The organism is Solibacillus isronensis, from assembly GCF_023715405.1.
Lineage (GTDB): Bacteria > Bacillota > Bacilli > Bacillales_A > Planococcaceae > Solibacillus > Solibacillus isronensis_B.
This window is the reverse complement of sequence record NZ_JAMBOC010000001.1, coordinates 623,145-649,020: the sequence shown is the minus strand read 5'-3', so window position 1 is coordinate 649,020 and position 25,876 is coordinate 623,145. Positions and strand designations below refer to the sequence as shown.

Here is a 25,876-nt window from a genome sequence, read left to right as displayed (position 1 = left end):
CTAATTTTTATTCGGAAAATTTTTTCATACTTAAGGTTTAATTTTTCGCTTAATTGTGTATTTACATAATATATGTTTTTTGTAAATTAATGTATCTAATAAATAATATTAAAAATGAGGAGAGATTTCTAATGCCAAATGTTTTAAATAAAATAAAAACTCAACAAAATGTTGAAGCACTTAGATCTGCAATGATAAAGTCCGGTACTGAAAATGGTCTAAATCATCCTACCACTATAAAATTAAGTCAGAACTTGGATAAGTTGCTAAATGAATATACTTTAACTTTCAGCAATTAACTTCCGAATTATGTTTTAGGAGATAAACAAAAAATTAGCCAAAAAGAAACGAATGCTTTAATAACTAAAAAGTTCGTATCTTTTTGGCGGGATCTATAATTTATTAATTCTTCCTTCTTTTTTAAACCTCAGTAGTTATTTATCTTATACCACTTAAGAGTCCTTAAACGAATAAAGACACATTTCTTATAAAGAAATGTGCCCTATCATTCCCTCTCATTTCCGAATTCGTAACGTTTATATTTAAACATTGTTATAGTTCCGAGAATAGGTCCTATCGCTAGTATTATAAATGCCCATTCCCAACCAATCATTCTCTGAATAACAGGGATCAGATTTATCGAAAATATAGTAACTAAGAAACCGATACACATTTGAAAAGTAAGCGCTGTACCTACATACTCCTCTTCGGCTATTTCTGATACAGCTGCAGAAAATTGAGCGGAATCAGAAATAACGGATATCCCCCAAACAATCGAAATTAATAACGTTAACAATATAAAATGACCAAATGTAAAACCGATTATGATCGAACAACTAGCACTGATTAACATTGAAATCATTGTTAAATTTGCTCTTCCGATTTTATCTGAGATTAGTCCACCAATCACACAACCAATACCACCTGCAATCCCAATTGAAATAAAAGATGACAGTCCAATGACCCAATGTGGAATTTCTGGTGAATAGGTTGAAAAACTAGCAGTCATAAATACAGGAAGCCATGTCCACATCGCATACAATTCCCACATATGGCCGAAGTAACCGTAGTTCGCAAGCATTACTGGTTTATTCTTCATCACCTTTTTTAATACTTTTAAAGAGAAGGGCAATTTTTTGGTTTTCACTGGGGCATCTTCTAGAATAAACAAAATAACCAAGGCTGATAATAAAGCCAATACTGAGCTACAAATAAGTACGAATTTCCAACTTAATGAAGAAAAGAATATTACAATAAAATGGGGTAACGATGATCCTAAAGTTAATGCGGCAATTAAGATTCCGATCGCCAATCCGCGTTTTTTTGGAAACCATTCTGATAACATTTTGACAGCGATTGGGTATATACCAGCGAGTGTTATTCCGGTTAATATCCTTAGTAGAATTCCGATAAAACTAGAATCGGTAAAAATTATTAAGGCATTTAATATTGCACCTAGAAATGCAGAAATTGCAAAAACCTTTCGAGCATTGAAACGGTCAGCAATCCCAAAGTAAGCACTAAATAATGCACCTATTACAAAACCAATAGGCACAGAAGCCGAAAGCCAGGCCTCTGAATTGGGGCTGAGATTCCAGATGTCCATTAGATCTGGTGCAATAACTGACGCACTATACCATAAGCTTAAAGCACACAATTCTGATAATCCAATCCACATTAATGCTCTCCAAGAACCTTGAATCATCATATCCCTCCAAGTAAAATAGAAAAACGCGCTCCTATCCCCTCTTTTAGCCTTCAACTCATCCTAATCGTCTTCATTTTACAATACTTCACTTTTCTTCAAATCCCCATTTTTAAATCAGGGATATTCCTTAAAAATAATCTTGATTGCGTGATATATAAATATATGATTCTTTTCTCAGAAAAAGCTTTTATTTATGAGAAAAAGTACAATTCGTTGCCGCAGAATTGCCCCCGATTGTTGGTGAAGACCTTTTCAACTAATGCCCTTAAAATTCATACATTAATGATAATCATAATTATGCTTTAAGTCGTCTATTTCTCTTGCGAAAAATTAGGTCACTCACAGGAAATAAAGCTGAAGGATATTCAATATATTTACACTTTTTTAAAAATTTGTAAAAAAGTTGTTTACAATTTAAATGGATGTGGGTATACTAACTCAGTAATCAAAAAATTCTAAGGAGGTCGAAGAAAATGATCGTTATCAATAAATTAATGTCACTAGTAGTTACAGCTAAAGCGAAAATCGCACATTCGACCAGACTGGAATGGATTGCTTAAATTTTTTTATTAATTAAGTATGCCCATACCGCAGGGAGAAGTGTGCCCCTGCGGTATTTTTGTGCCTTTTTTACCGCAGGGGGAGTCTCTCTGCGGTTTTTTCCATTTTCAGGGCCATTTTAAGGAGGTGATAATCCATGATAGTAAACTTTTTTACCCTTTCAATAGCTATTACAAAACGTGAGCGTGAAATCTCTCGTGAGAAAGCAATTCATGAAGAAAAAGTAAAAAAAATCTTTGAAGAGAACCGAAGGAAAGTAGAAGATTACGTTCGTCAACGTCATTATTAATTAAATTTAAAACAATGAAAGGTGGGAAATGAAATGATTTTTATGAGTAAAAGAAGGTATGCAGTTTTATGGTTGGAGAATGGCTCCACTTAGCTACCAAATAAAGTAGTGGATTTTAAAATCTTCATAAGTAAGGGGCTGTGCGAAAAGTACTTTTCATACAGTCCTGTATGAGGGTGTTATCTAGTCGCGTTTGTTAGGTTATAATAATTGTATTGAAAGGAGGTAATTAAATTAATGATGAAAACAATTATTCCATTATTAGCTTATTCAATAGTTTGTATAATTGCAGTTATGCTACCTGCTTCAGATGGATATAATGCGATAGGATGGAAATTGCTAATTGTACAAATTTACGCAATACCTGTCTTAATTGTTGCAATTTTAATTACTTTATTTTTTAATAAAAGACATTCCCATAAAACTAACTTTTAATTTTTTGAGTAAAAAAAGTTAGGCTACTTAACGCCAATAAAAGTTGGTCGCTAAGTAGCCTAACAATGATGTTATATTTTTATAGTTGAATAAATTGTTGTGTCCAATAGTAACCATCTTCAACAAAACCTACACCAATATGTGTGAAATTGGCATTCATAATGTTTTGACGGTGTCCTGGTGAATCCATCCATGCTTGTACCACTTGTTGTGGTGTTCTTTGACCTTGTGCAATATTTTCACCTGCAGAGCGATATGAAATTCCTGCAGATTTAATTTGATCAAACGGGCTTCCAAAAGTCGGGCTTGTATGTGAAAAGTAATTATTTTTCGCCATATCTGCTGATTTTGCATGAGCTACAGCCATTAATGGAGAATGTATTTCAAGCGGTTTTAAGCCTGCTTTTGTACGTTCTGCATTTGTTAAGTCTACAACTTGTTTCTCAAATTCAGAGACTGATTGACTAACATTATTAGTCGTTGTTTTTGCTGGTGCTTCTACTTGTTGATTATTTGAGTTTGATGGTGCTAGTGTATTGTTGTTATTTGTCACAGGTGTAGCCTGTGCATTTGTATTATTATTTGTTTCTGGTGCAGTTGTTTCTTTTGCTGGTGCTTCAGGTGCTTTTGCATTATTGTTATTTGTTACTGGTGTAGCTTCTTCTTTTGCTGGTGCTTCAGGTGCTTTTGCATGATTGTTATTTGTTACCGGTGTAGCTTCTTCTTTTGCTGGTGCTTGAGGTGCTTTATCCTCTTTTTCTACTGTTTTATTAGTAGATTCTTTTTGAGTTTCTTTATTAGTAGTAGCCTTTTCTGCATGCACTACTTTGCCCTCTTTAATTATTTTATTAGCATCTAGATTTTTAAAAGCTTTATTGATTAGATCTTTCGATAAATTAATCCCGAATTCACCATTTGGTGATGAAATTTGCTCTATTATTTTTAAAGCCAACCCTTGATAATTATCGCCTTTAATAATTTGGATGTGTTGAGTATCTGCACCTTTCTTTTCCTCTGTATTTAAACTTGCTGCATCAGCTGCAGTAATAGATGTTGCAAATAATGTTGCTGCACATAATGATGTTGCTAACCATTTTTTATTCATTTTTGAATTCCTCCTCTTCTACAAAACCTATGTTACAGTACAAAATGCGTAATAAAGGGTCCATATACTGGTAAGAGTAACAATCTATTACTAAACTCCGTAAAATCAAAGGTTTAGAAACTATTAATTTCACAAAATCATCCAGAAAAAAAGTATACTGCCACCAAATAAATATTGACAGATTTTTAGAATTATACAATTTCACCTTACTATTACGTTTGTTACAAATTGATTACAATGTATGAACCTCTCAAAACAATAGAAATAGTACTAGCTGCTGATTATGTGATGGGATTTACAGAATGCATAATCAAAAAGACCCCTTCCTTATAATAGGAAAGCGCCCGATGACCCAAACATTTATTTGGGCTCGTTATTGGATTAAGAATTATATAACTTTACTTCGTTTCATTTTCTTATAACGAAGGCCTAAATCAGCAATATATAGAACTGTAAAAAATATCGGAATTGTAAAGTCAGCAGAATTGTACCAAACAACAGCATAAAAAAATATTAGTCCTAATAAACCCATCCATAAAGCACGAATAAACTTTTCCTTGTTGTCTAATTGCCAAAAGAACAACTTCATAGTATCACCTATCCTTTAGTGATTTTTTCGATAAATAATATTTCGATAACGAATTAGGTCGTTTACCATTCAAGTTAAATCTTATTGAATCATTCTGTTGCACCAGATTTCGCTTCATAGATATACAGCTCATTCCCGTCCAAAAACAGCAACTTACTCTCACGGTTATTCACTAATTGTGGTTCAATGGACTTACCATTCGGCTTCATCAGTTCGATTTTACGGACAGTCTTATATTCATTACCAACACGTTGTAACTCAAAAAGTGTATGTTCCCCTCTGCCTTGGTACGCAACAATCATTTCACCCTTCACCGCAAACGCCCGAATATTAATATCTTCGGGTGAATAATACGATGTGAGACGTTCTTTCCGTACGCCAATCTTCGAATCGATGCTGAAGAAAAACCAAATTCCTTCATCAGCTATACCATTCAGTGCCAAACACTCAAAAATATAATATTCAACCTTTCCTCTATAAAGAATTACTGCACTAAATACTTTTCTTTCATCGATAGTTTACATACACAAAAAGAACTGAAGTATTAATCATTTTAATTCTTTTTCATACAATTGATTAATACGGATTTTTAATTTTTAATATGTTTAATGAAAATTTTACCACTTTTTATAAAACACCGAAAGCGCCGTTAGGTATAAAAGACGCTTTCATACATTTTTGTTTAATCAACAATCATGTTTTTCGGAACACCCTTTAGGAGTTGCATTTACGGATATAGGCGTTTGCTAGATGGTAAAGTGAATGTTACTGATATATAGTTTAGGGTAGTTGGTAATATAAATAATAAATAATTCTAGCAATTTCCCCAGGTTACGGAAAACATAACAGGAGGTAATTAAATGAATGCTTTGATGTTAGAGGGATGGACACCTATATTACTTTGCGGAATTGTGTTTGCAATTGGGATGTTTATTATATCCCGTAAGGTTTCAAGAAAAGTTTTACTTTTAACCGCCACATTATTAAGTCTAATTTGTATTGGATTAATTATTTTTAGCAAGGATATAGTTGGTGGTTGGGATGGGATCCTTTTGGCTTATTTCGCCATTACTATTTTTGCAGGTGTATGGATCGGTACTTTTATTGGGGTTTCCTCAAAGAGGTAAAATGAATACTTTAATCTGCGGCTATTATAAGTTTAATAAAAGTTCCAAAAAGAAAGTTAGGGAATACATCAGAAAGACACAAATGTAGATATATCAACGTTTCGTGTCTTTTCTTTAGACTATTGGTTCTGAAGCATTTTATACAGATAACGAAAACAACCAATTGAACGGAATTAGTACAAATGGTGTTTAATGAAAGGTGACGCGACCCTTATTAATTAACGCTACTTTGTCTTTTTCTACTATTTCTCGTTACGAAAATCGAATTTTCCATTAGGAACTTCAAGAGTATGTCCATTAATTACAACTGTTTTATTATCCAGCCATTCAATTTTGGCTGTTGATTCTCGATAATTCCAATAGATATTTTTTTTTTACCTTTGGACTCATTAAATACTAATTCACCTCGTACAGCATCCGCACTTAAGCTTGTAATCGATACATAGGCTTTTAAAGTATACGTACCATCAGGAGAGGTTTCTTCCGTAAGATATTCACCAGTAGGCAACCTTTTCATATCGAAAAATGCCCAATAAACTCCATATCCAATAAACCCCATAAATAAAAAGCTGATAATTAGTGATATCTTTACTATCTTTTTTCGCTTTGCCCCTTTTATTGTTGAATTAGCAGTCATACCATACACCCCTTTTTTTATTAATAAAGAGAAGTTAAATAATTCCTTTTATTAAAGACTTTTTTAATTCTATTTTGTTCCCGCTGCATCGATTGGTGGGATGCTTTATATATCACAAGGCCAAAAATGTAAAAAGAGCCCTTCCCTATTCAATGAAAGTGCCCGATTGTTGAAGAGTTAGTGCAATCTAATTTGATTTTTTGTGCTATGTAACTTATATGTCATAACAAGTTCTTCCGAATCTATTTCAAATAGTTGATTTAAATTTTCAATTGGATAACGTTTTATATAATCCATTACAGCATTGTAGGCAAACGAATAACCAGCCATATAAGGAATTTGTTGTTTTATGCTTCCGAAGCAAAGTGGTCCTTTAATTGAATCATCATTTGTATTTAAAAATCTTTTTGCTTCCGCAATATAATGTTCTTCTACTTCTAAAGTAAAACTTTCTTTCCACCAGCGTTTATCTTCGAATAGTTGCAAGCTAAAATATTCAGCTGTCCCCTCCATTTTGTACCAATCTTTTAGTGGGAATTGATCTAGTGTTAACTTATAAATGGGATTTTGCGGTGCTGCATGATGTAGTTCGTGTGCCAGTAAATAGCGTAAGAATAAGATGTCCGGATCAGCAGGAATAGCTATCCAAATGCTCTGACTACTATTCGTAAATCCATTCGTCCAAATCGATTGATCTATATTCGAAAACCAAGGAAAAGGAAGTGCAGGTACAATTGTGATTTGTAAATTATCATCGAGTTCAATATGCTGTTTAACAAGTTGGACGGTTTCATTAACAACCTGTTCAATAAATTCCTCATTCCAACTGTGAGCAAGTATATCCTCTATTGGCAAGTCTAAAAATTTAAAGAGTTGAAAACGTGATACAATATCTTGCCATTGATTCATCCAACTCTTCGAATTGATCGTGGGATGAATCATATTATTTAAAAAAATATGACTATTATGTTTATTTTCATTTAATAATTGAGGTGTTAATTGTATGATTTTCATTTAAGTAACTCCTTCTTGTGACTCTCATAGTATGATTTTCATTATATACATATATTTACACAGGAGATATATTTTTACTTCAATACAATATTTCGCGGTATACAAAAAAATCCCTTAAACCGCCTTTTGTTAACATTTCCTCTAAAGAATATTATTTAATTTGTCTCCTTTTAATAGCTCTTAATCTTAAACCTATATAAACACTCTTCTAATAAAATAAGTGCCTAGATTATTTCACGTAGCTATTTATTTAGCTAATAGGCTAAACACCATTCAATAATTCAGAGTTACCTAAGATATTCGTCCACAGTCTTTTTCAACTAAAGCATAATCTAGTGACGTAATACAAAATAAACTCGAAAGGAGATGATTATTTATGCCGGTTACTGGAAACCAAAATACTGAAGATAATCTAGAAGTAATTCAAACTCAAAATCAAGGGTTATTAATTCAAAATTCTCATACTGTTGACGTAACTCAAACGGAAGTACAAGGTCTTGTGGTAGTTCAAGCTGCCCTACAAGCTGCTATCGAAGCTGCTGTTGTAGTTTTAGGCTCCAATGAAAATGCTGATATAAGCAATCTTCAAAGAATAGCTCAAAATTTAGAAGTTACTCAAACCGAAACACAAAACGTTACTATTATTGACTCTGATGCAATCACTGTAAGACAAACCGAAGTTCAAATTGATGTAGTAGTTCAAGCAGCTATCCAATTATTAGCTCAGTTAGCTTTAAGAGTCGCTTAAAAAGGAATTAACCCTCTTAATTTTTACAATATTGATTAATTGTAAGAGCTATCCTATAAACTTATGTAGATAGCTCTTACCTATTATAGATCTACAAAATCTTTGTTCTTATTGAATTGTATTTAATCTTCTACTGCAATAATTCTTTGAGACTTAATGGATCGCTTTCTAAATCCCCTACAAATTCATCATCTGCTAAATCTTCCTCATTTCCCACAACAAAACTGTATAATTTAACAGGACTATCTTGTAATTCTCAAATAAGTAATATCATTTTGTTTCAAACAAAATTAAAAATATAAATTATTTCTCATGAACTTTTACATATACACTTCCAAACAGACTTCCACCTATATAAGCATCTAACTTCCATATTCCGCTTTTAGGTAATGACATGTTAGATGGGGCGTGTTTGTCTGCCCCATTATTAGCAGCACCTAGTGCTCCACCAGTCACATAGATTTCTTCATCTTCATTTTCATGCGTGGCTACAATTTTCAGTTCTCCTTCTAACTCTTGTTCTCCCCCCCAAAAATGCCACATGTACTTTTGCACTTTATCAGGATAAAACCTAACAACTTCGCTATCATCATAAATAAAACCTAATCGTCCCTCTTCTCCAATCATTGTGTAACCGCCTGATTCAAAAAGTGAACTTTCATTCCAATTGTGATTAATTACTTTTTCATTTTTCTCAATGGATTCCTCATCATTACATCCTGTAATTGCTAATGATAAAATTACTGCAAAGATTAAAAGGATTCTATTTTTCAATATAAATACCTCCCCTGACTTTTAATGTTAATTCTCTACCTAACACTGATCCCCCTTCATAAAGTTACCAAATTTTTATTCTTTTATAAAAGAATGTTATTTCACAATATGACCTAAAACGCCAAAAAGGGACATCCTTTAATTTCATGATAGTGCCCTATTGTTGGACAACTTGAATATAATTTCTGCCTCCTATTAATTACAATTGTACTTTGTCTAATAATTTATAAATAAGCTAAAAGTGTATAAACGCTGCTACTTCAACTGTTTATTCCATATGTATAGAAACTGTATAATCTACAGTCCAAGCGAAAAGGCACAAATGTTGATTTAACAACATTCGTGCCTTTTTAGTGGATTCTCAAACTTGCAGCGGCCATTTTTATTTTCTGATATTAGTATGGTTAGTTTTTATTCAATATCTTCTTCTAGATTTGCCTTCAATTCTTTAAACCAATTTAAGTTTACTAAATGGTGGGAACGAGAATTTTCGTTCATGCAACGAAAATAATCAATTTTATGAGGTAATTCTTCCGAGTAAGCGAGGTAGTCATCGAGTAAAGCAATTCTCGCTTCAGTTTGATTAATTTGCAGTTGAATTAGTTCTAATAATTTATTTTTATCGTATTCATCTGCAAAAAGTAAAGCCCCATAGAATTGTAAGTTTACATACTCCGATTTCGTCCCATATTTATTCATTAATTTTTCAAATTCTTCTCTTCCTAAAGACGTGATTTTAAAGGTTTGAATTTCACGACCATTGTTTGGATTGATTTGATGTGTTTGTTCAATGAACCCTTTTTCTACAAGCTGTTGCAAATTGTAATAAAATGAACCTTTCGTAAAGTTCACAATATATTTATAATGTCTTTTTTCCATTAAACTTAAAAGTTCGTATCCATGAGCGCCAGGGTTTTGAATAAGTAAACCAAGGATAAGTAACGGAATCAAGGTTGCATCACCTTTGCCATTTGCGCTTCAAATTCAGCGTATGTGATTTTACCTAGAGCTAAATTCATACTGTGAATATAAATTTGTTCAGATTTTGAATAGGTACTGTTTATATTTAGTGATTGATTTTCATCTGAAAGTGGCTCCAAGATATGACGCTTTTTCGAAAATGCCTCGAAGTAGCGATAACCGAATTTCCGCTGGGAAACGGCATTCAAATGGATACCATCTGGATTAGCAGTTAAACCTTCTGCTGTAACAAAATAACTATTTGGCAGGTTTTCTGCATAACGGCGTAATTGTTCATTAACTAGCTTGTACTCAGGCGAATATTTTCCAAAGCCTGTTTTGCCTAAAAAGTTACCGAGTTCACCAATAATTAATGGAACATTTTCAAGATTCAATTCATCTCTTAATGTCGTCATAATAAAACTTAATTTATCGTAGTAAGTATCATGTTGCCCATTATTACTGTCACTTTCACCTTGATGCCACAGTATGCCACAGATTTCACTCGTTTCAAGAGCAAATCGTGCTTCAGACAAAGCATGTTGAAAAAGAGTACCTTCTGGATGCCAATCGTTCAAGGAACTGCCGCCTTCCGCACAAGGAATCAAACCAACTTCTTCATCCGGATTAGCTTTCGACCATGCCTCTGCAAAAGATGCTGCCAGGCTTACACCAGCAACAGGACGATCATAATTAACGGGCTCTGTCATCATTTGCCATTGACCATTGCGAAGCATTTTTATTTTTTCATTATAGATAGGTTCTACCTCATGCAAAAATCCGCGACCTGCCATATTTGATTGTCCTAACATTAAAAAAGATTTTATCATTTATTTTCAATCCTTTACTAAACAGTCTAATTAGATTCCTAATTATATAGTCTAATTAGACTGTTATCAACTCATTATTATTACGAATTAATACTGAACATTCTCGAAGCAACGTTTGGGAGTATGATTGGACACATAATACTAAGAGCATTCGTTATTCAACAATCGTGCGCTTTTCTTAAATAAGAAAAGCGCTTTATTCAATTATATACGACCATAACATTAAATAAGAAAACACGAAAAAAGCGTGAATGGATCACGCTTATGTGTAATTGTTAAAGTTAGAAATAAAAAGCCAAGTCCCCTATTGAATAGAAATATTAAATCCTAATCTTTTATTATCAATCCCAATAGTGATGCAAACTGAATAGCCTGGTACCTTGATACTTTACAACCAACTAAATCCTTTACTGATACCGTAAGTGACTCAAAAGTAGATGAACTTATATCTATTTCTTTAAGAGAAGTTTGTTCAAAATTTGCTTCATTAAGATTACATGATTCGAATACAACTTTCTTTAGTTTACAGTTGAAGAAATCTGTATTTTGTAAAGAAACATCTTTAAAAATAACTTTTTCAAATTTTGAATCGCCGAATATAGCCAAATTTAATATTGAGTTTTCAAATTTTACGTTGCCAACACGAGATTCAGTGAAGTTACTACCAAGTAATTTACTGTTAATAAATTCAACTCTATGGATGGAAGAGTGATTCAAATTAACATTCGACAAATCACAATTTTCAAAACGGGTATCCATAATATCAATATTACTGAAATCTGTATTAGTAAAGTTGCAGTTCTTTATCACTGTATTATAGAGTCGTACTCTATGTACAGCTTCATTTGTGAACTCGGAGTCATTTATAATACACTTTTCAAGCGTTGGGTCTTCTTCTAAAAAAATATCACTAAAGTTCGCTACAGTTAAATTTAGTGGGATTTTTGGGGTATCAATTTTCATAAAAAACCTTCTTCCAATATAAATTAGTTAGCTAACTAGCCTCCTAATTAATTATATATTAATGCATGGTCTTTCTACTTGGATTACGCAGTATTTAAATCTCCAATTTAACTCGACTGCTCATACGTATCACCAAATTCACGGTTAGACATTGCTTTAAAATCCAATGATTTAAAAAACGGAACATCCGTACGTTCTTTTTCCAGCGCTTTATGAATGGCTAATAGCACTTCATCATTTGATACAATACCAAATAAGCTTTCTCGCTTAATCTCACCTGTCGTATATATTGATAGGTCATCGTAAACTACGAAATCGATGTAACGAACAACATTGAGGAAGCTGCCCCGATGTGTCATAGCAATTCTTAACGGATCCTTTAAAGAAATGATCTTATTTTTAAATTGAAACTGGATGCCCCCTGCTGGTATGTAAATGATTATGTTTTTTTCGGTTTCTACGATATTTTCAATTTTTAAAAATTCAAGTTTCATTATTACTCCTCCTAGTATTACACCTAACATATACCCTGTTTTCCTAATTATTAATATGGAGGTCATTGTTATTTTAATAAAATAAGCGTTGTTTTGGGGATGTTTGGTAAGCAGAGAATTACAACTATGCAGCAATAAGGGGAAATAGAATGATTGTTTAAACCTCCTTTGGAAATTTTCCACAAAAGAATGTATGTTCATAATCTGGTCATTAAAATAAATAAGACGCGTTTCTTATTAAAGAATCACGCCCTTTTGACTTGAGCTTTTTATTGCTGTTCAAATTTCATCTTTATACAACCCTCCAATAATACACCACCCTCACATCCCTTTGATATAGTAAATTCCGAATCTAATAAAGGAGGCACTAATATGATATTAAATGTCAAAAACTTATCAGTCACATACGGTGCTAAAATAGCTGTTAATAACGTTAGTTTTAGTGTTGAACCCGGTGAGGTAATTGGCTTACTTGGAGCAAATGGTGCAGGGAAATCATCTACTATTGCGGCAGTACTTGGGATTGAAAAGAGTAATTTCAAAGAACTCACAATGCTTGGGAAATCACCAATCGTTCAACGTAAGGAGGTCTTTCAAGAGGTAGGAGTACAGTTTCAGGAAACAAATTTTCAAGATAAATTAATCGTACGTGAGGCATTCGAGCAGTGGGGGTCACTTTATAAACAAACTGCTGATGTACCATTACTGTTACAAACATTTGGTCTAGCTGGTAAGGAAACTCAGCTTGTAAAATCACTTTCAGGCGGAGAACGTCAACGTTTAGCAGTGTTATTAGCTCTAATTTCAAACCCTAAGCTTGTTTTTTTAGACGAACTCACAACAGGGTTAGATACAAGGGCTAGACGCATGCTTTGGAAGCAGCTTTTAGCGATGAAAGAAAAAGGTTTGGCAATTGTCCTAACATCACATTACATGGATGAGGTTGAGATATTATGTGATAAAATCTTGATTTTAAAAAATGGAGAAACGGTCTTTCAAGGTACAATCCAGGAGGCAATCCAAGTAAGTGAGAAATCCACATTAGAGGGTGCGTATTTACATTTCTCTGGCGAGGAGGATTGGATATGACTACATTTTTAACACTTTTAAAAATCGAGGGTAAACTCGTTTGGAAGGGTATCGATATTCTTATTTTCGGTATTTGCTTCCCTATAATTTTAGCCACAGTATTCGGTTATTTACTGAGCAAGGACGGCTCAATTGGTGCTTCTAACTTTGAATTATCGTACGCGGCTGTCATTACGATAGGTGTACTAGCGACAGGTGTTATGGGTGTACCACTAACCATTGCAGATTACCGTCACCGAGGAATTTTAAAGCGATTCCAAGTGACACCAGTATCCCCTCTCCAAATTTTATTTGCACAGGGATTGATTCAACTTTCTTCAGCACTTGTATCATTTATTGGTGTTACACTTGTTTACCATCTATTATTTGATTATGAACTAAAGGGATCGTGGACACTATTCCTTCTGACTTATATTTTTGTCATTTTAGCGATGTATAGCATCGGTATTTTTATTGGAAGTATAGTACCTGATCAAAAGTCAGCAAATGTTTGGAGCTCAGTTGCTTACTTTACAATGTTACTGTTTTCAGGGGCAACTATTCCGTACGAAGCTATGCCTCGAATATTCCAATGGGTAATGAATATTTTACCGCTTTCTCATGGTATTCATTTATTAAAACAGACAAGCACTGGAGCGTTACTAACAGATGGTCTTTTCCATATCTTGATTTTAATTTTATGTATTGTAATTGGATTAGGGGGAGCAATAAAATTCTTCAAATGGAAGTAGGTGTGTAGGGTGTACAAAACAAAAGAAATTGCAGCACTTGTTGGGTTACACCCCAACACGGTACGCATATATGAGGAATGGGGCTTTATTTCCCCTGTTCCAAGACAGGCAAATGGCTACCGTATCTATTCAAATACCCACTTGTTTCAGTTAAAAGTCGCACGAACCCTCTTTCGGTGTGAAATTGTACAAGGAGATATTCGAAAAAAGGCGCGCGAAATTGTATATGCTTGTGGTAAAGAAGATTTTACTAAGGCTGAACAACTAACGATATACTATCTTACTAATTTAGAACACGAATATAATCATGCTCTATCTGCTACAAAAGTTGTTGAGAAATGGCTGAAGGAAGATTCTACTGTTAGTTCTTGTACTTACTCGCGAAAAGAAGTTGCACTACTTCTAGATATCACACCTGAAACTGTACGAAATTGGGAACGTAACGGACTCATTACAGTTCCTAGATTGTACAATGGTAAACGAGTATATGGTGAAAGGGAACTTGAGCAGCTACGAGTTATTCGCAGTTTAAGAAGTGCTCATTATTCTATTAATGCTATTTTACGTTTACTCAGACGAATTCAACAACCTAGCCCTGATATTATCGCAATTTTAAATACACCAACGGATGAAGAAGATATCGTGTCAGTTACGGATCAATTAGGTAAATCATTACTAGATGCCATAGCAGATGCTAAAGATACATTAGATTTGCTTCATGAAAAAACCACTTTCCAAAAACGATAACGGAAAGTGGTTTTTTTTATGGGGGTTGTAATTGAAAAAAAGACAAGCCATTATTTGGGCTGTAATCGCTATTGTTATTTGTATTAATTTGGTTTTTTACAAGATAGGTTTATTGAAGTAACGGAAGGCTTTAGTGTAACAACCATTTCGAAATGTGCCCAAAAACCGCTTTGGGAAATTAAAATAGGTCTTTACAATAACAAACAATAAATGTAATATCTGGATAATTATAAAATAAACGTTGATTGGAAGTAGTAAGGAATAATTAGTGTTTAGAGAGCTGTTGGTTGGTGGAAAACAGTCAGTAAATTCCCGAACTCGTCCAGGAGGATTTATGCTGAAATTAAGTAGGGATAAACGGCAGCTACCGTTATAGCTTAAGTGGGTTAATTTAAACATTAACTAATTAGAGTGGTACCGCGAATTGAACTTCGTCTCTTTTTTGAGACGGAGTTTTTTATTTTTTAGGAGGGGAAATCTATGGAATTAAAAATTGATAAATCTATTTACATGATTGGTATTTACGCCTTGCTTGGCTCGGCAATATTAACATCTGTTAGCCAAGTCTTTTATGCAAATCAAGTTCAATCCGTACACCCTTTTATATTTACTGGAATAAGTTTCTTTATTACAGCTCTTTATTTTCAAACATTTGCATTTAAACAAAAAACAAAGGTCAATTGGACAGAAGACAAAAAGCCATTATTAAAATTAAATATAGCTTCTGCTATAACATTTATGGGCTTCTATTTTGCATTAAAGTATGTTGAGCCAGCAATAGTTAGCTCATTAGAAATGGGGATAGCTCCATTATTTATCTTGATTTTAATGATGCTTCAAGGAAAAATAATCTCAATAAAAAAATGGGTTATATCGATTGGAACATTAGCAGCGTGCTTAATTTTGATTTGGGCAGTCATAAGCGGTGAATCAGGAATTTCTTCTCAAATTTCATCTGAAATGTTTATAGGGATTATTGCTAGTATTCTTTGTGGGATAGGAGCTGTTTTTTGTTCGGAATATTCGAAAGAGTTAAGTAATAGAGGGTGGTCAAGTTCCATGATTTTATCTAAGCGATACATCGCGATTATTTTGATTTCATTTATTTTTACATATGATTTAATAATACCCTACTTCATAGATAATATCATTTGGATTCTAATTGTCACAGTAGGCGGTGTTCTCATTCCCAATTATTTATTACAAAGAGGCATTCAATATACAAACACTTTTTTAGTCATGATGTCACTTAGCTTTATACCCGTATTCACGTTTTTGTTTCAACTATTCGACACACGTATTCAATTTTCACTCGTTACATGCATAGGCGTATTTTTTTTATTTATTTGTGGATTTAGTAGTTTAAAAGATGACGGAAAGAACTAATTCAAATTTGCATGCATTATACGTATTCTAAGAAATAACGTTCCCAAATGAAATTTTGGGGTCAACAAAAAAACCGGTAAACGTTGTTGTAGCAACGTTTACCGGTTTTTTATTGGAACATTGTTTAAATGAGCATTTATTCAAGTCAATGAAACTTTACTAAAGCAGATTTTATACTGGTTGGTCCATGATCTTTAATTTGCATAAAAACTTGGATAGCCATTCTTTCATCAATATAAATCTGCATCTTCTCAGGACTCCCCCAAGAAAAAATGTTGCTTCACAATCTGGCCCTATAATTGAATAAATCACGTTCTTATTCAAGAAAAGCGCACGCTGTGGAATAAGCGATTGCTTTTCGTACTTATTTTCCTTTCTTTTTCATGCCCTTTTCTCAAAATTAATCCGAGTGTAGTAAATTTAACAAATAAATGTTTCCCAATAAATTTTTATGTCTTTATGACAAATGGTGACCAAACGATGTTTGATGTATGTTAGAGAATATTACAGCAGCGTTTTACTTAAATAAGAATTGTTATATCTAAACTGGACAAAATAAAACTAAATAAAATTTAGGGTGATGAAGTTGAAAAAAGTTTTCCCTCTTTTCTTATATTTATTAGGTTTCTTAATTTTGGGAATAAATGATGATGGACATGTTTCTGGGAATACAAACGATACTCCTCCACCTTTTGAGGAAATACTTCTTGAAATAGGGTACAAATCGGTAGATGTTGCAGTAGACGATTTTGAACAACATTTTAATCAAGAACTTATATTGCCACTTAGAGTACCACCAATTAGCTTTACGCATTACCTTGGCAGGTTTAATGATCTAGAAGGCGAAGTAAATGATACCCTTGAAGTTAAATTTATAAGTGAACATTCTCTTGATAATCACTTTAAAATTGATGTACGACCTCTTCAACACAAAATTTCATTTGAAAAGTATAAATCTAAAGTCTTTAAACTAAAAAATGGAAATGATGCAATCTATATTGAAAATCAAAGATTTCCTGTTAATTTTTTAGTCTTTGAAACAGTTCATTGGCAATATGCGTTTGGTGTTGATAAAAATATCTCTGATGTAGTAACTCCTGAAATACTCGTTCAGATAGCGGATTCTATTGATTTCTAAAAAAAACCTTAGTTTATAAATCCTACAAAATAAACCTTATAAATGTTCTCAAATGCAAGTTTGGAGTTAATAGAAAAATCGGTAAACTTTGTTATAGCAGCTTTTACCGTTTTTTATTGGAACATTGTTTAAATGAGTTTTTATTCAAGTCAATGAAACTTTACTAAAGCAGCTTTTTTTATAAAAGAAAAACGCGATCTTCTTATTGAGGAATCGCGCCCGATTGTTGAATAAAGAGGGACATACGTTAATATATTTTTTATGCGGATACTGTAACATTCTTATTAAAATAATTTGTTATTCCGAAAACAATTGCATAGAACAATGATAACAATAGTGAATATGACCCGTAATCAAAATTGAATAGTAGATTGCCTCCAAATAAGGGTGTAGTAAAGATTAGGTAAAAAGGATACTGTATTGAAACTATAACATCTAAAATACCATTACCAATCATAGCGGATTTAAAGGTTGAGATTACAAATACAATTACCCCTGATATTACACCGAATACAGAGAAAATCTTTAAAAACTTACTATCTTTTTTAGAGTACATTAGTAAAAATGACATAAACAATATAGTCACACTAATATTGAAAATACCCATATTTATATCTGGATGTTTTAAGGCAGGCATAAAATTTATTGAAAAGGCCAAAAAATATGTTCCTATTAAAATTATTAAGAGTTTATTTTTCATAGTAACTCTCCTCCTTTTTTATGATGAATAATGGTTTAATCATCTCCAAAAGATTGTCTGACTGAAACACTCTCAAAATGACTTAATAGAGTAATTTTGCATCATTTAGTGTAATTATACACTAAAGATTTAATTTGTAAATATATAATAGATACTTCATGGAATTAAGTACCTAATTGAATAAAGCATTTTTTTGATTAAATTAGTTAAATTGAATATATCTTTGGGTAAACGAATTTACACGAAATATGAAAGGCTTGGTTAGCGTATATGCTTCAATCCACGACGAACGTACTCAAATGTAAAACCTTTTTTAATAAAGCTGGGATTGAACCTCTTTCATTAGCAAAATGTTACTGGATTTTTAGAAATTGCTCATAAGAAAAAGCAAGAAACATGATTCACCGTATTTAATGTTTTTGCAGGATTGGACAAATGTAATTTTTTGTTATATACTATATTTAATAAGATGGTTCAAGCAACAATAAATTCACCTATTACAAAATGTATTCGTGTTTTATTTAGTACTTTTTGTAATATGTGAATTTTTTTCTTTATGAAGAATTGTGATCTTATTAAATTTAATTAAATGGAGGTCATTTAAATGACACAAGGTACAGTAAAATGGTTTAACGCAGAAAAAGGTTTTGGCTTTATCGAAGTTGAAGGCGGAAACGACGTATTCGCTCACTTCTCAGCAATCCAAGGTGACGGTTTCAAATCTTTAGACGAAGGTCAAAAAGTTGAATTCGGAATCGAAGACGGTCAACGTGGCCCACAAGCTACAAACATCGTAAAACTTTAATTTTAATGATGTAACCATAAAAAAGAGGTATCCTTTTATTAGGATAGCTCTTTTTTCTTATGTACTGTTAACGCCTAATTAAGTTAGGTAAATGTATGATTCAATTGTTATCTTTGCTCATAAAAAGAAGCAACCATCATTCCACAATAAGCTGCCTTTCCTTCATGTATTTTTATTGAAATCTTATTCTATTTTTCTTTCTCGTATAGAATCTGATTTTGCTTAAGAATTCTAGATTTTTATTCTCCTACAATACTATCATTATCTCTATCAACCATACGTAAGTGTAACCAACAAAACTCGCCATAGTATTGGCGAGTCCTCTTTTACCTCAGATTCGTTTTATTCCAACTTTCATACGTCATGTGGAACCGTTAAATTAACTAGTTCCTATTTCAAGAACTCACTTATGCTTTAGGCGGAATAGAACAGCTGCAAAAATGGCTATACCAACAATCGAACTGCAAATATACAACACACTTGATTGCGTCCCTAAAATACTGCCACCTATTTCGTAAACAACTCCGTAAGTTAACATATAGGAATCCATTGCCTCTTCCGCGTTTCCAAACACCGTTCGCAAAGAATCTTCCATCAAAAGCTGACGTAATAATACAGCGACGTGACTGACAGGAAATAATTGAATGACCGTTTGAATTGCTTTCGGTAGTACCCCCATCGGAACATAGACTGCGCATAAGAAGCCAATTAGTGTACCAACCAGGGAATTTAACGTTGAAAATGCTTTTGCTGATTTCGCCAAAAGTACAATCACTAAATTAATCATTGCACTCAGCAACACGCCAAGCATAATCACACCGATTAGTTGTATGAGCTTCCATACACTCGGCAGCTCTGCACCGAGCGTCAATAAATATATTTCACATACAATAAAAGCGATAGTCGTCATAATGAACCCGATCATGACTGAGCTAATGACATAGCTTAGCTGAATTGAAAACCGGGATGCGGAGGTAACAAGAAAATCAGCTGTACGCCTTGATTCCTGATCACTTACGAATATAGCAAATACTGCTAGTGTAGATGTCATGGCTGTCATTGTTAAAATCCCAGCAATCATCCATTGACTTACAAATATTTCAACTGCTGGCGTCATTTTAATTACCTGACTAATTGCATCTATTTGCAGTTTCTGTAAAAAGACAATAAATAACCCGATTGAAATCAATACAGACAGCACCGAGAAAAAGACGAGCATTCTGTCTCGAAAGAAGATTTTATTATTGCGAACGATTAAGCTCGTCAGCATATTAGTTTTCCTCCCCCGCTTCATTTGTTTCGATAAATACTTGGTCAAGCGATCCTTTAATTACTTCAAATGATGCAATATATGGCTCGAGTTGTGCTAAAACCGGAATCGTAGAAATTGTAGAAGCCACTTCCACCTTCCACCCGTCTTGCTGCTTTTCAGGCGCACCAGGTAAAATGGCTGATACTTCATCAATTGCAACAGTCTGCTTTAATACAAATTGCAAATAGTCCTTCGCATACAGCGCTTTTAACTCATTCGGAGATCCCTGTGCAATAATTTCACCATTTTTCATGATGACAATATCATCTGCATGGGCTGCCTCTTCCATATAATGTGTTGTCAAAAATATGGTCATGCCTATTTCCTTGCGCAACCGCTCAATAGTTGCCCAAACAAATTGACGTGTAAATGGATCGAGTCCGGTCGTCGGCTCATCTAAAAATAACAGCTTGGGCTTATGAATTATTGCCCGCGCAATATCTGCCCGACGACGCTGCCCGCCTGAAAGCGAACCGTATTTTTTATGCTCGATATCTGCAAGCTGTAAATACAGCTGCACAAAATTATAATTTTCCTGTAATATTGGCTTCGGTAAACGATAAAAACGACCGCGATGCAGAATATTTTCCTTCACCGTCAATTGATGATCTAAAACACTTTCCTGAAATACAATACCAATTGTTCGGCGAATCGCCTCATTGCCTTTCAGTGTACCAAGTGCATGCCCATCGATTGAAACCTTTCCGCTCGTTTTCTCCAAAAGCGTACATAACATTTCAATTGTCGTAGATTTACCTGCACCGTTACTCCCAAGAAAAGCAAATAGCGCACCCTTTTGCACTGAAAAGCTGATTCCTTTTACGGCTTCTAATTCTCCGTACCGCTTTGTTAACTGTTGGACATCTATCAATACTTGCATGTTACTCACCTCGATGTTGAAGTTGACTGTTCATTTTTCGAATTGTACGCTTTTCACCGGTATAATAATACAGCCAAACGATGAGATAAATAACCGAAGCGCGAGCGTATAATAAAAAGATGGATTTCCCGTTATCAAGTTCAAACCAGCTGCCATAATACCCTATGATAAAAACTGCGGTTACAGTTATTGCATAATGAATTAAAAGTACAACGAACATTGACCAATCCAATTTATACAGTTGATTTGCTACTGCAATGACAATTCCTAAAATGACTGCATAGAAAAACTGATGTACAATCGTTTCACTCATCCAGTAATCTTTTGGAGACTTTAATGAGATGAGCATGATGATGAAATAGGACGAACATAAACTTATCAAAATGCTTTGTATTAAATTTTTCATTTGCCGTTCCCCCCTAATCCAAACGCCTCTTTTAACGCTTTGAAATAAGTGCGGCTGACTGGAATTGTAACGCCATTTTCTAGCGTAAGCTGCGGATTTCCTAGCACCTTCGACTGAATGGATGCAATCTTATCAAAATGTACAAGTGTCGCTTTATTGACACGTAGCAGCTGTGTTGAAAAACGTGCCTCAAGCTCATACAGCTTTTGTTTCACTTCCAGTTCCTGCTCTTCTGTTTGGATATAAACTTTCCCTTGCTCGCTGTATATACTGTAAACATCCTGCATTTTAATCAAATGAATATCCCCATCAATGTAGCCCGCGATTGTATCATTTTTCGTTGCTTGATTGAGCTTTTTCATCAGCTGCGCCACTTGTTCATCGTATTCCGGCGCATGCACATGAACTTCGATTTCCGAAAGTTGCTGCTCAATATGTAAATGAATTTTCATAAGTCCTCCCTCTTGATTTGTAGTATAGCACCGCTTTTTTTACGGATTTTGTATTTTGCGCTAACACGTATAAAGCTGTATGTATGGTGTAAAATTTGATTTGTAACATGCATTTTTATTATAAGTATTATTTCCCAACAATTGTTAAGGAAATTTTAATTTTCATTTAAAACAATTATCCAAATAAGATAAAAGTAGCAACCTCCCATATGATCAAGAGATTGCTGTTCTTATAAAGATATTAAACTTTGTTCAAACGAAATTTTCCGGAAATTCTTTTATTAAGCTTCTACAGCGCTTTGAAATTCTTCCGTTAATTCCAAGCTTCTATAGTATTCTTGAACCACTAAAGTTCTTCGGAATTCAGCAGTGGAATCCAATTCTTCAACAAGGTTTTGAAGTTCATCAATATTCTGCGAGGAACAGCGCAATTGTAGGAGCGATTGAAGCGTTCCCTTCCGCAGTGATAGAGAATAATAGCAACGACCTATGTTATTCCGTAAGTCGCAAAAGAAAAAACTTCCATCAAAATAAAGAAGGTGTATCGTACTTCTACAAAAACATCAAACAACAACGATATAGTCATTCTACTTTATGATAATATTACTCTGTTTATGGTTAAAAATTATTGAAGCCGTTTCTTACTTTAAGGTAAAAAGTGTTGTTTCAACGAATACAATAAATTACTTAAACGTCTAAAAATTTTGACTCCTAAAAAATTTTTTATATTCTAGGTTCGATTAGAAAATTCCAGATTAGATGAAAAGGGGAAACATACTGAAAACAAAATGGCTTTTAAGTAGTAGTGCAGGGATGATGGGTTTGTTAGGGTTGGCAGGAACTTTTATACCCGAAGAAATTTCAATAATATTAGGAATTGCCCCCACACCCATTACTCTCATTCTTCTGCAGATTATCGGAGGATTATATTTAGGGTTCGCAATGTTGAACTGGTTTACACGTTCTGCTCTGATGGGCGGCATCTATAATAAACCGGTCGTCCTAGGAAATCTGATGCATTGCGTTGTCGTCTTTTTTGCCCTATTGCGGCAGTTGGCTGAGCACTTTCATTTCTTTTTGGCTATTGTGACAATCATTTATCTTGGATATGCCGTGTGGTTTACAAAGGTTATGCGCTCGAATCCTTTAGACAATTAACTATGCTTTCACATGAAATTCCCAACTTGTTATTATGTAATGAATAAAACAGCAACCTCCCATATGATCAGGAGATTGCTGTTCTTATTAAGATAGTTCACTTTGTTCAAACGAAATTTTTCGGATGATTCTTAAGATTACAAGTCAATCGGCTCCCCGCCTGTTACCCCGTAAATCTGTCCGGTAATGTAGCTTCCTTCATCGGATGCTAGAAGGACATATACTGGGGCAAGCTCTACCGGCTGTCCTGCACGACCAAGTGGTGCATTTTGGCCAAATTCAGGGATTTTGCCGTCCGGTTGTCCATTATCCAACTGCAGCGGTGTCCAGATCGGGCCAGGCGCAACTCCGTTCACACGTACACCTTTAGAAGCAAAGTACGCAGAAAGGTTTACTGTAAAGTTGCTAATTGCACCTTTTGTAGAAGCATAGTCCATTAAAAATGTGGATGGATTGTACGATTGAACCGATGTCGTCGTAATAATCGCACTTCCTGGTTCCAAATGCTCTTCTGCTGCTTTAACGGCTTCGAACATGCTGATAATATTTACTTTGAATGTATCTTCAACTTGTTTGATTGTTAAATCACTTAGTGTTGTCTGTGCAATCTGCTGCCCTGCATTCAGGACGAGTGTATCCAATCCGCCAAATGCTTCCACAGCTTTTTTTACCATTTCTGTCGCCGCGCCATCTTCACGCAAGTCAAACGGCAGCAACAATGCTTTTGTTCCGGCTTCTTCAATTAATGCTTTTACTTCATTTGCATCTTCTTCTTCACCAGGGAAGAACTGAATTGCGACATTTGCGCCTTCACGTGCATAGGCAATCGCGGCAGCACGACCAATTCCGGAATCGCCACCGGTAATTAATGCATTTCGCCCTTCCAGACGACTATGCCCTTTATATGATTTTTCTCCACAATCAGGTTTTGGACTCATTTCATTTTGTAGCGCTGGAGTACTCTGTTCTTGATCCGGGAATTTCTCCGTATGAAATTTTTTTCGTGGATCGTTTAAATTTGGGTTTCCCATCAAAAATCATCTCCTATATAGTTAGTACAAAATTGCAAGGATAAATTCTGAAAAGTTTATAACTGCTTAACAGATTTCCCTACACAAAAACTGTTACATTTTTTAAGTACCCTGTCTGATTTACTTTAAACAGGTACAGATTTTATTCTTCGATTAAATCCATTGTGCTCATTTTTATTGTGTTTCCGGGAAAAATACTTGGGCTGTGCTGATATCCACCAGTGTAGGTCCCTTTGTATTAAGTGCTTCTTCCATTATGGACTCCAGCTCGGTATCTGAAGCAGGTCGTAATCCTTTCCAACCGCAAGCTTCTGCCAATTTCACAAAATCAGGGTTCGTTAAATCCACTCCTACTTCTTCCTTTTTCGCAACTTTCAGCTTATCCCTTTCCATTTGCAGACTTTCATTATTTAAGACAACGACTGTAATATCCAGTTCATAGCGGGTTGCTGTCAATAGATCTGCAAGCACCATTTGAAGACCTCCGTCGCCTACAATCGCAACTACTTGTTTTTCTGGCTTGATGAGCTTGGCGGCCATCGCTGCCGGAAGACCGAAGCCCATTGTCCGCCAGTAACCGGAAAATAATACAGATTGATCTTTTTGTTTGAAGTTACGATTCGTCCATACCGTATTATCCCCCGTATCCAGTGCGAGAATAGCATCCGGCGCTACTGTTCGGTCGATGGCGCGGATAATTCGGGAAGGATGAACAGGATAACCTTGAGTATTGCCCTCTTCCTCATTTTGCGCTGCCCATTTTTCTTTTGCTTGCTGTAAATGGGCTACCCAATCCTCAGAGCGGATAAATTCTTGCAGACTCTCCGTTAATATTGGAATAACTTCTTCTGTTTTTCCCATAATTCCAAGTTCTGTAGGAATTTCTTTTACAAACTTATCAAATTGGCGGTCAATCTGAATAATTCGAGCATCCGTTGGCACAAACCCTTCCGGCCACCAAGTCGTGCCCGCAAGAAGTACTACATCTGCCTGTTTAAATACATCAGCAGCATAAGGATTCCCGCCTTCACCAATCCCTTGTAAAACAAGTGGAGAAGACTCATCAAACAAACCTTTTCCGCCTAAACTTGTAAGAATCCCGGCTCCCCATAAATCCGCCAGTTTTTCCAAATCTGCTGAGACAGAAGTGGCACCTAAACCAGCCAGAATCATCGGTCGCTTGGCCGTTCTCATAATGTCTGCTGCGTGTTTCAGACTTTCATTAGTAAAGCTGGAAGTACCTTCTATTACGTCAGGTAATCGACGTGGTTCCCCTTTAGCAGGCATCATTAAAATATCCTTTGGTATCGAGATATGAGTAACAACCCTCTGTCCGAGAGATGTCCGTGCTGCTTTTTGCAGAACTTCAATCGTCGCATCTGGGTGTGCCAGATTTGCAGAATATGCAGCAAAAGGCTTCACAAGCTCCTGCTGGTCAATATATTGCGGATATTCCGTACCGATTTTACTACTTTCGGCCTGACCAGTGATTGCAAGTACAGGCGCTCTGTCTGCATGCGCATCACCAAGTCCATTTATAAGATTTGCTGCACCAGGTCCCATTGTGGCGGTACAAACACCAAGGCCACCAGTGAGTTTAGCTTCTGCTGAAGCCATAAAAGCAGCTGTCGACTCATGTTTGACAGCAACGTACTTAATTTTATCCTGCTTTGCCAGTGCATCGATGAGTCCGAATGTCGCATCACCTACTACCCCATATATCCGTCGTACACCGAACATATACAATTGATCGAGCATTAATTCTGAAACTGTTCGCTCTGTTTTCCCCATGACATATGAACCTCCT

General features: G+C 34.7%; 30 protein-coding genes and 1 other annotated feature. Of the genes, 12 read left to right on the top strand and 18 right to left on the bottom strand.

The window, feature by feature from the left end:
- The first annotated feature begins 131 nt into the window (after positions 1-131).
- Complete coding sequence (locus M3166_RS03310) at positions 132-299, top strand: aspartyl-phosphate phosphatase Spo0E family protein (protein ID WP_251687323.1); 168 nt, start codon at positions 132-134, stop codon at positions 297-299.
- A gap of 206 nt (positions 300-505) precedes the next feature.
- On the opposite strand, the gene M3166_RS03305 is transcribed toward M3166_RS03310, so the two are convergent.
- Positions 506-1,705 carry an MFS transporter gene (locus tag M3166_RS03305; protein ID WP_251687322.1) on the bottom strand — a complete coding sequence of 400 codons (1,200 nt, stop codon included), beginning with the start codon at positions 1,703-1,705 and terminating at the stop codon, positions 506-508.
- Positions 1,706-2,405: 700 nt separating this feature from the next.
- Between M3166_RS03305 and M3166_RS03300 the strand changes: the two genes are divergently transcribed.
- On the top strand, positions 2,406-2,558 hold the full coding sequence (locus M3166_RS03300) for a YrzI family small protein (RefSeq protein WP_251687320.1): 153 nt from the start codon (positions 2,406-2,408) through the stop codon (positions 2,556-2,558).
- Positions 2,559-2,798: 240 nt separating this feature from the next.
- Positions 2,799-2,993, top strand: a complete 195-nt coding sequence (locus M3166_RS03295) for a DUF4017 family protein (protein WP_251690000.1) — start codon at positions 2,799-2,801, stop codon at positions 2,991-2,993.
- 79 nt (positions 2,994-3,072) lie between these two features.
- On the opposite strand, the gene M3166_RS03290 is transcribed toward M3166_RS03295, so the two are convergent.
- On the bottom strand, positions 3,073-4,098 hold the full coding sequence (locus tag M3166_RS03290) for a CAP domain-containing protein (protein WP_251687318.1): 1,026 nt from the start codon (positions 4,096-4,098) through the stop codon (positions 3,073-3,075).
- A gap of 678 nt (positions 4,099-4,776) precedes the next feature.
- The gene (locus M3166_RS03285) at positions 4,777-5,130 is read right to left on the bottom strand and encodes a hypothetical protein (RefSeq protein ID WP_251687316.1); all 354 of its coding nucleotides are present in this window, start codon (positions 5,128-5,130) and stop codon (positions 4,777-4,779) included.
- 417 nt (positions 5,131-5,547) lie between these two features.
- Between M3166_RS03285 and M3166_RS03280 the strand changes: the two genes are divergently transcribed.
- Positions 5,548-5,814, top strand: a complete 267-nt coding sequence (locus tag M3166_RS03280) for a YesK family protein (protein WP_251687314.1) — start codon at positions 5,548-5,550, stop codon at positions 5,812-5,814.
- Between the two features lie 242 nt (positions 5,815-6,056).
- Here M3166_RS03280 and M3166_RS19570 read toward each other — a convergent pair whose 3' ends face one another.
- From M3166_RS19570 to M3166_RS03270, 3 genes are all read right to left on the bottom strand, one after another.
- Positions 6,057-6,137 carry a hypothetical protein gene (locus M3166_RS19570; RefSeq protein WP_435368071.1) on the bottom strand — a complete coding sequence of 27 codons (81 nt, stop codon included), beginning with the start codon at positions 6,135-6,137 and terminating at the stop codon, positions 6,057-6,059.
- Entirely contained in the window at positions 6,116-6,451 is a 336-nt protein-coding gene (locus tag M3166_RS03275; protein WP_435368047.1) for a DUF5412 family protein, read from the bottom strand. Before M3166_RS03275 ends, M3166_RS19570 begins: the two co-directional genes overlap by 22 nt.
- Before the next feature lie 177 nt (positions 6,452-6,628).
- Entirely contained in the window at positions 6,629-7,465 is an 837-nt protein-coding gene (locus tag M3166_RS03270; RefSeq protein WP_251687312.1) for a DUF2268 domain-containing putative Zn-dependent protease, read from the bottom strand.
- A 376-nt stretch (positions 7,466-7,841) separates the two neighbouring features.
- Between M3166_RS03270 and M3166_RS03265 the strand changes: the two genes are divergently transcribed.
- Positions 7,842-8,213 carry a hypothetical protein gene (locus M3166_RS03265; protein ID WP_251687310.1) on the top strand — a complete coding sequence of 124 codons (372 nt, stop codon included), beginning with the start codon at positions 7,842-7,844 and terminating at the stop codon, positions 8,211-8,213.
- 303 nt (positions 8,214-8,516) lie between these two features.
- On the opposite strand, the gene M3166_RS03260 is transcribed toward M3166_RS03265, so the two are convergent.
- The 5 genes from M3166_RS03260 to M3166_RS03240 all read right to left on the bottom strand — a co-directional run bounded on the left by M3166_RS03260 (position 8,517) and on the right by M3166_RS03240 (position 12,234).
- Entirely contained in the window at positions 8,517-8,987 is a 471-nt protein-coding gene (locus M3166_RS03260; RefSeq protein WP_285848708.1) for a hypothetical protein, read from the bottom strand.
- Between the two features lie 411 nt (positions 8,988-9,398).
- Positions 9,399-9,938 (bottom strand): PadR family transcriptional regulator, encoded by a 540-nt coding sequence (locus M3166_RS03255; protein WP_251687308.1) that lies wholly within the window; start codon positions 9,936-9,938, stop codon positions 9,399-9,401.
- Positions 9,935-10,777: a sialate O-acetylesterase gene (locus tag M3166_RS03250; RefSeq protein ID WP_251687306.1), complete on the bottom strand. Its 843-nt coding sequence runs from the start codon at positions 10,775-10,777 to the stop codon at positions 9,935-9,937. Before M3166_RS03250 ends, M3166_RS03255 begins: the two co-directional genes overlap by 4 nt.
- A gap of 327 nt (positions 10,778-11,104) precedes the next feature.
- Positions 11,105-11,740 (bottom strand): pentapeptide repeat-containing protein, encoded by a 636-nt coding sequence (locus M3166_RS03245; protein WP_251687304.1) that lies wholly within the window; start codon positions 11,738-11,740, stop codon positions 11,105-11,107.
- A 107-nt stretch (positions 11,741-11,847) separates the two neighbouring features.
- Positions 11,848-12,234: a molecular chaperone gene (locus M3166_RS03240; protein WP_251687302.1), complete on the bottom strand. Its 387-nt coding sequence runs from the start codon at positions 12,232-12,234 to the stop codon at positions 11,848-11,850.
- A 372-nt stretch (positions 12,235-12,606) separates the two neighbouring features.
- On the opposite strand from M3166_RS03240, the gene M3166_RS03235 reads away from it, so the two are divergent.
- From M3166_RS03235 to M3166_RS03215, 5 genes are all read left to right on the top strand, one after another.
- On the top strand, positions 12,607-13,323 hold the full coding sequence (locus M3166_RS03235; RefSeq protein WP_251687300.1) for an ABC transporter ATP-binding protein: 717 nt from the start codon (positions 12,607-12,609) through the stop codon (positions 13,321-13,323).
- The gene (locus M3166_RS03230; protein ID WP_251687298.1) at positions 13,320-14,054 is read left to right on the top strand and encodes an ABC transporter permease; all 735 of its coding nucleotides are present in this window, start codon (positions 13,320-13,322) and stop codon (positions 14,052-14,054) included. Before M3166_RS03235 ends, M3166_RS03230 begins: the two co-directional genes overlap by 4 nt.
- 9 nt (positions 14,055-14,063) lie before the next feature.
- Positions 14,064-14,801, top strand: a complete 738-nt coding sequence (locus tag M3166_RS03225; protein ID WP_251687296.1) for a MerR family transcriptional regulator — start codon at positions 14,064-14,066, stop codon at positions 14,799-14,801.
- A gap of 232 nt (positions 14,802-15,033) precedes the next feature.
- Positions 15,034-15,243: a binding site (T-box leader), on the top strand.
- A gap of 38 nt (positions 15,244-15,281) precedes the next feature.
- A complete protein-coding gene (locus M3166_RS03220; RefSeq protein ID WP_251687294.1) occupies positions 15,282-16,187 on the top strand; it encodes an EamA family transporter in 906 nt (301 codons plus the stop codon).
- 580 nt (positions 16,188-16,767) lie between these two features.
- Positions 16,768-17,325, top strand: a complete 558-nt coding sequence (locus M3166_RS03215; protein ID WP_251687292.1) for a hypothetical protein — start codon at positions 16,768-16,770, stop codon at positions 17,323-17,325.
- A gap of 259 nt (positions 17,326-17,584) precedes the next feature.
- On the opposite strand, the gene M3166_RS03210 is transcribed toward M3166_RS03215, so the two are convergent.
- Positions 17,585-18,025, bottom strand: a complete 441-nt coding sequence (locus tag M3166_RS03210) for a hypothetical protein (protein ID WP_251687290.1) — start codon at positions 18,023-18,025, stop codon at positions 17,585-17,587.
- A 604-nt stretch (positions 18,026-18,629) separates the two neighbouring features.
- Between M3166_RS03210 and M3166_RS03205 the strand changes: the two genes are divergently transcribed.
- Positions 18,630-18,830: a cold-shock protein gene (locus M3166_RS03205; RefSeq protein ID WP_191703434.1), complete on the top strand. Its 201-nt coding sequence runs from the start codon at positions 18,630-18,632 to the stop codon at positions 18,828-18,830.
- A gap of 403 nt (positions 18,831-19,233) precedes the next feature.
- On the opposite strand, the gene M3166_RS03200 is transcribed toward M3166_RS03205, so the two are convergent.
- From M3166_RS03200 to M3166_RS03185, 4 genes are read right to left on the bottom strand one after another with little or no spacing between them, the layout of a single operon-like run.
- Positions 19,234-20,100, bottom strand: coding sequence for an ABC transporter permease (locus M3166_RS03200; RefSeq protein ID WP_251687288.1), 867 nt, complete (start codon positions 20,098-20,100; stop codon positions 19,234-19,236).
- Between the two features lies 1 nt (position 20,101).
- On the bottom strand, positions 20,102-21,022 hold the full coding sequence (locus M3166_RS03195) for an ABC transporter ATP-binding protein (RefSeq protein WP_251687286.1): 921 nt from the start codon (positions 21,020-21,022) through the stop codon (positions 20,102-20,104).
- Between the two features lies 1 nt (position 21,023).
- Positions 21,024-21,428 carry a DUF3021 domain-containing protein gene (locus tag M3166_RS03190; RefSeq protein ID WP_251687284.1) on the bottom strand — a complete coding sequence of 135 codons (405 nt, stop codon included), beginning with the start codon at positions 21,426-21,428 and terminating at the stop codon, positions 21,024-21,026.
- Positions 21,425-21,880 carry a LytTR family DNA-binding domain-containing protein gene (locus M3166_RS03185; protein WP_251687282.1) on the bottom strand — a complete coding sequence of 152 codons (456 nt, stop codon included), beginning with the start codon at positions 21,878-21,880 and terminating at the stop codon, positions 21,425-21,427. The genes M3166_RS03190 and M3166_RS03185 overlap by 4 nt, the downstream gene beginning before the upstream one ends.
- An 813-nt stretch (positions 21,881-22,693) precedes the next feature.
- Here M3166_RS03185 and M3166_RS03180 point away from each other — a divergent pair.
- Positions 22,694-23,038, top strand: a complete 345-nt coding sequence (locus M3166_RS03180) for a multidrug DMT transporter permease (protein ID WP_251687280.1) — start codon at positions 22,694-22,696, stop codon at positions 23,036-23,038.
- A 137-nt stretch (positions 23,039-23,175) separates the two neighbouring features.
- On the opposite strand, the gene M3166_RS03175 is transcribed toward M3166_RS03180, so the two are convergent.
- Together M3166_RS03175 and M3166_RS03170 are read right to left on the bottom strand one after the other, a co-directional pair.
- Positions 23,176-24,069 (bottom strand): SDR family oxidoreductase, encoded by an 894-nt coding sequence (locus tag M3166_RS03175; RefSeq protein ID WP_251687278.1) that lies wholly within the window; start codon positions 24,067-24,069, stop codon positions 23,176-23,178.
- A 174-nt stretch (positions 24,070-24,243) separates the two neighbouring features.
- Positions 24,244-25,860 (bottom strand): thiamine pyrophosphate-binding protein, encoded by a 1,617-nt coding sequence (locus tag M3166_RS03170; protein WP_251687275.1) that lies wholly within the window; start codon positions 25,858-25,860, stop codon positions 24,244-24,246.
- Between the last annotated feature and the right edge of the window lie 16 nt (positions 25,861-25,876).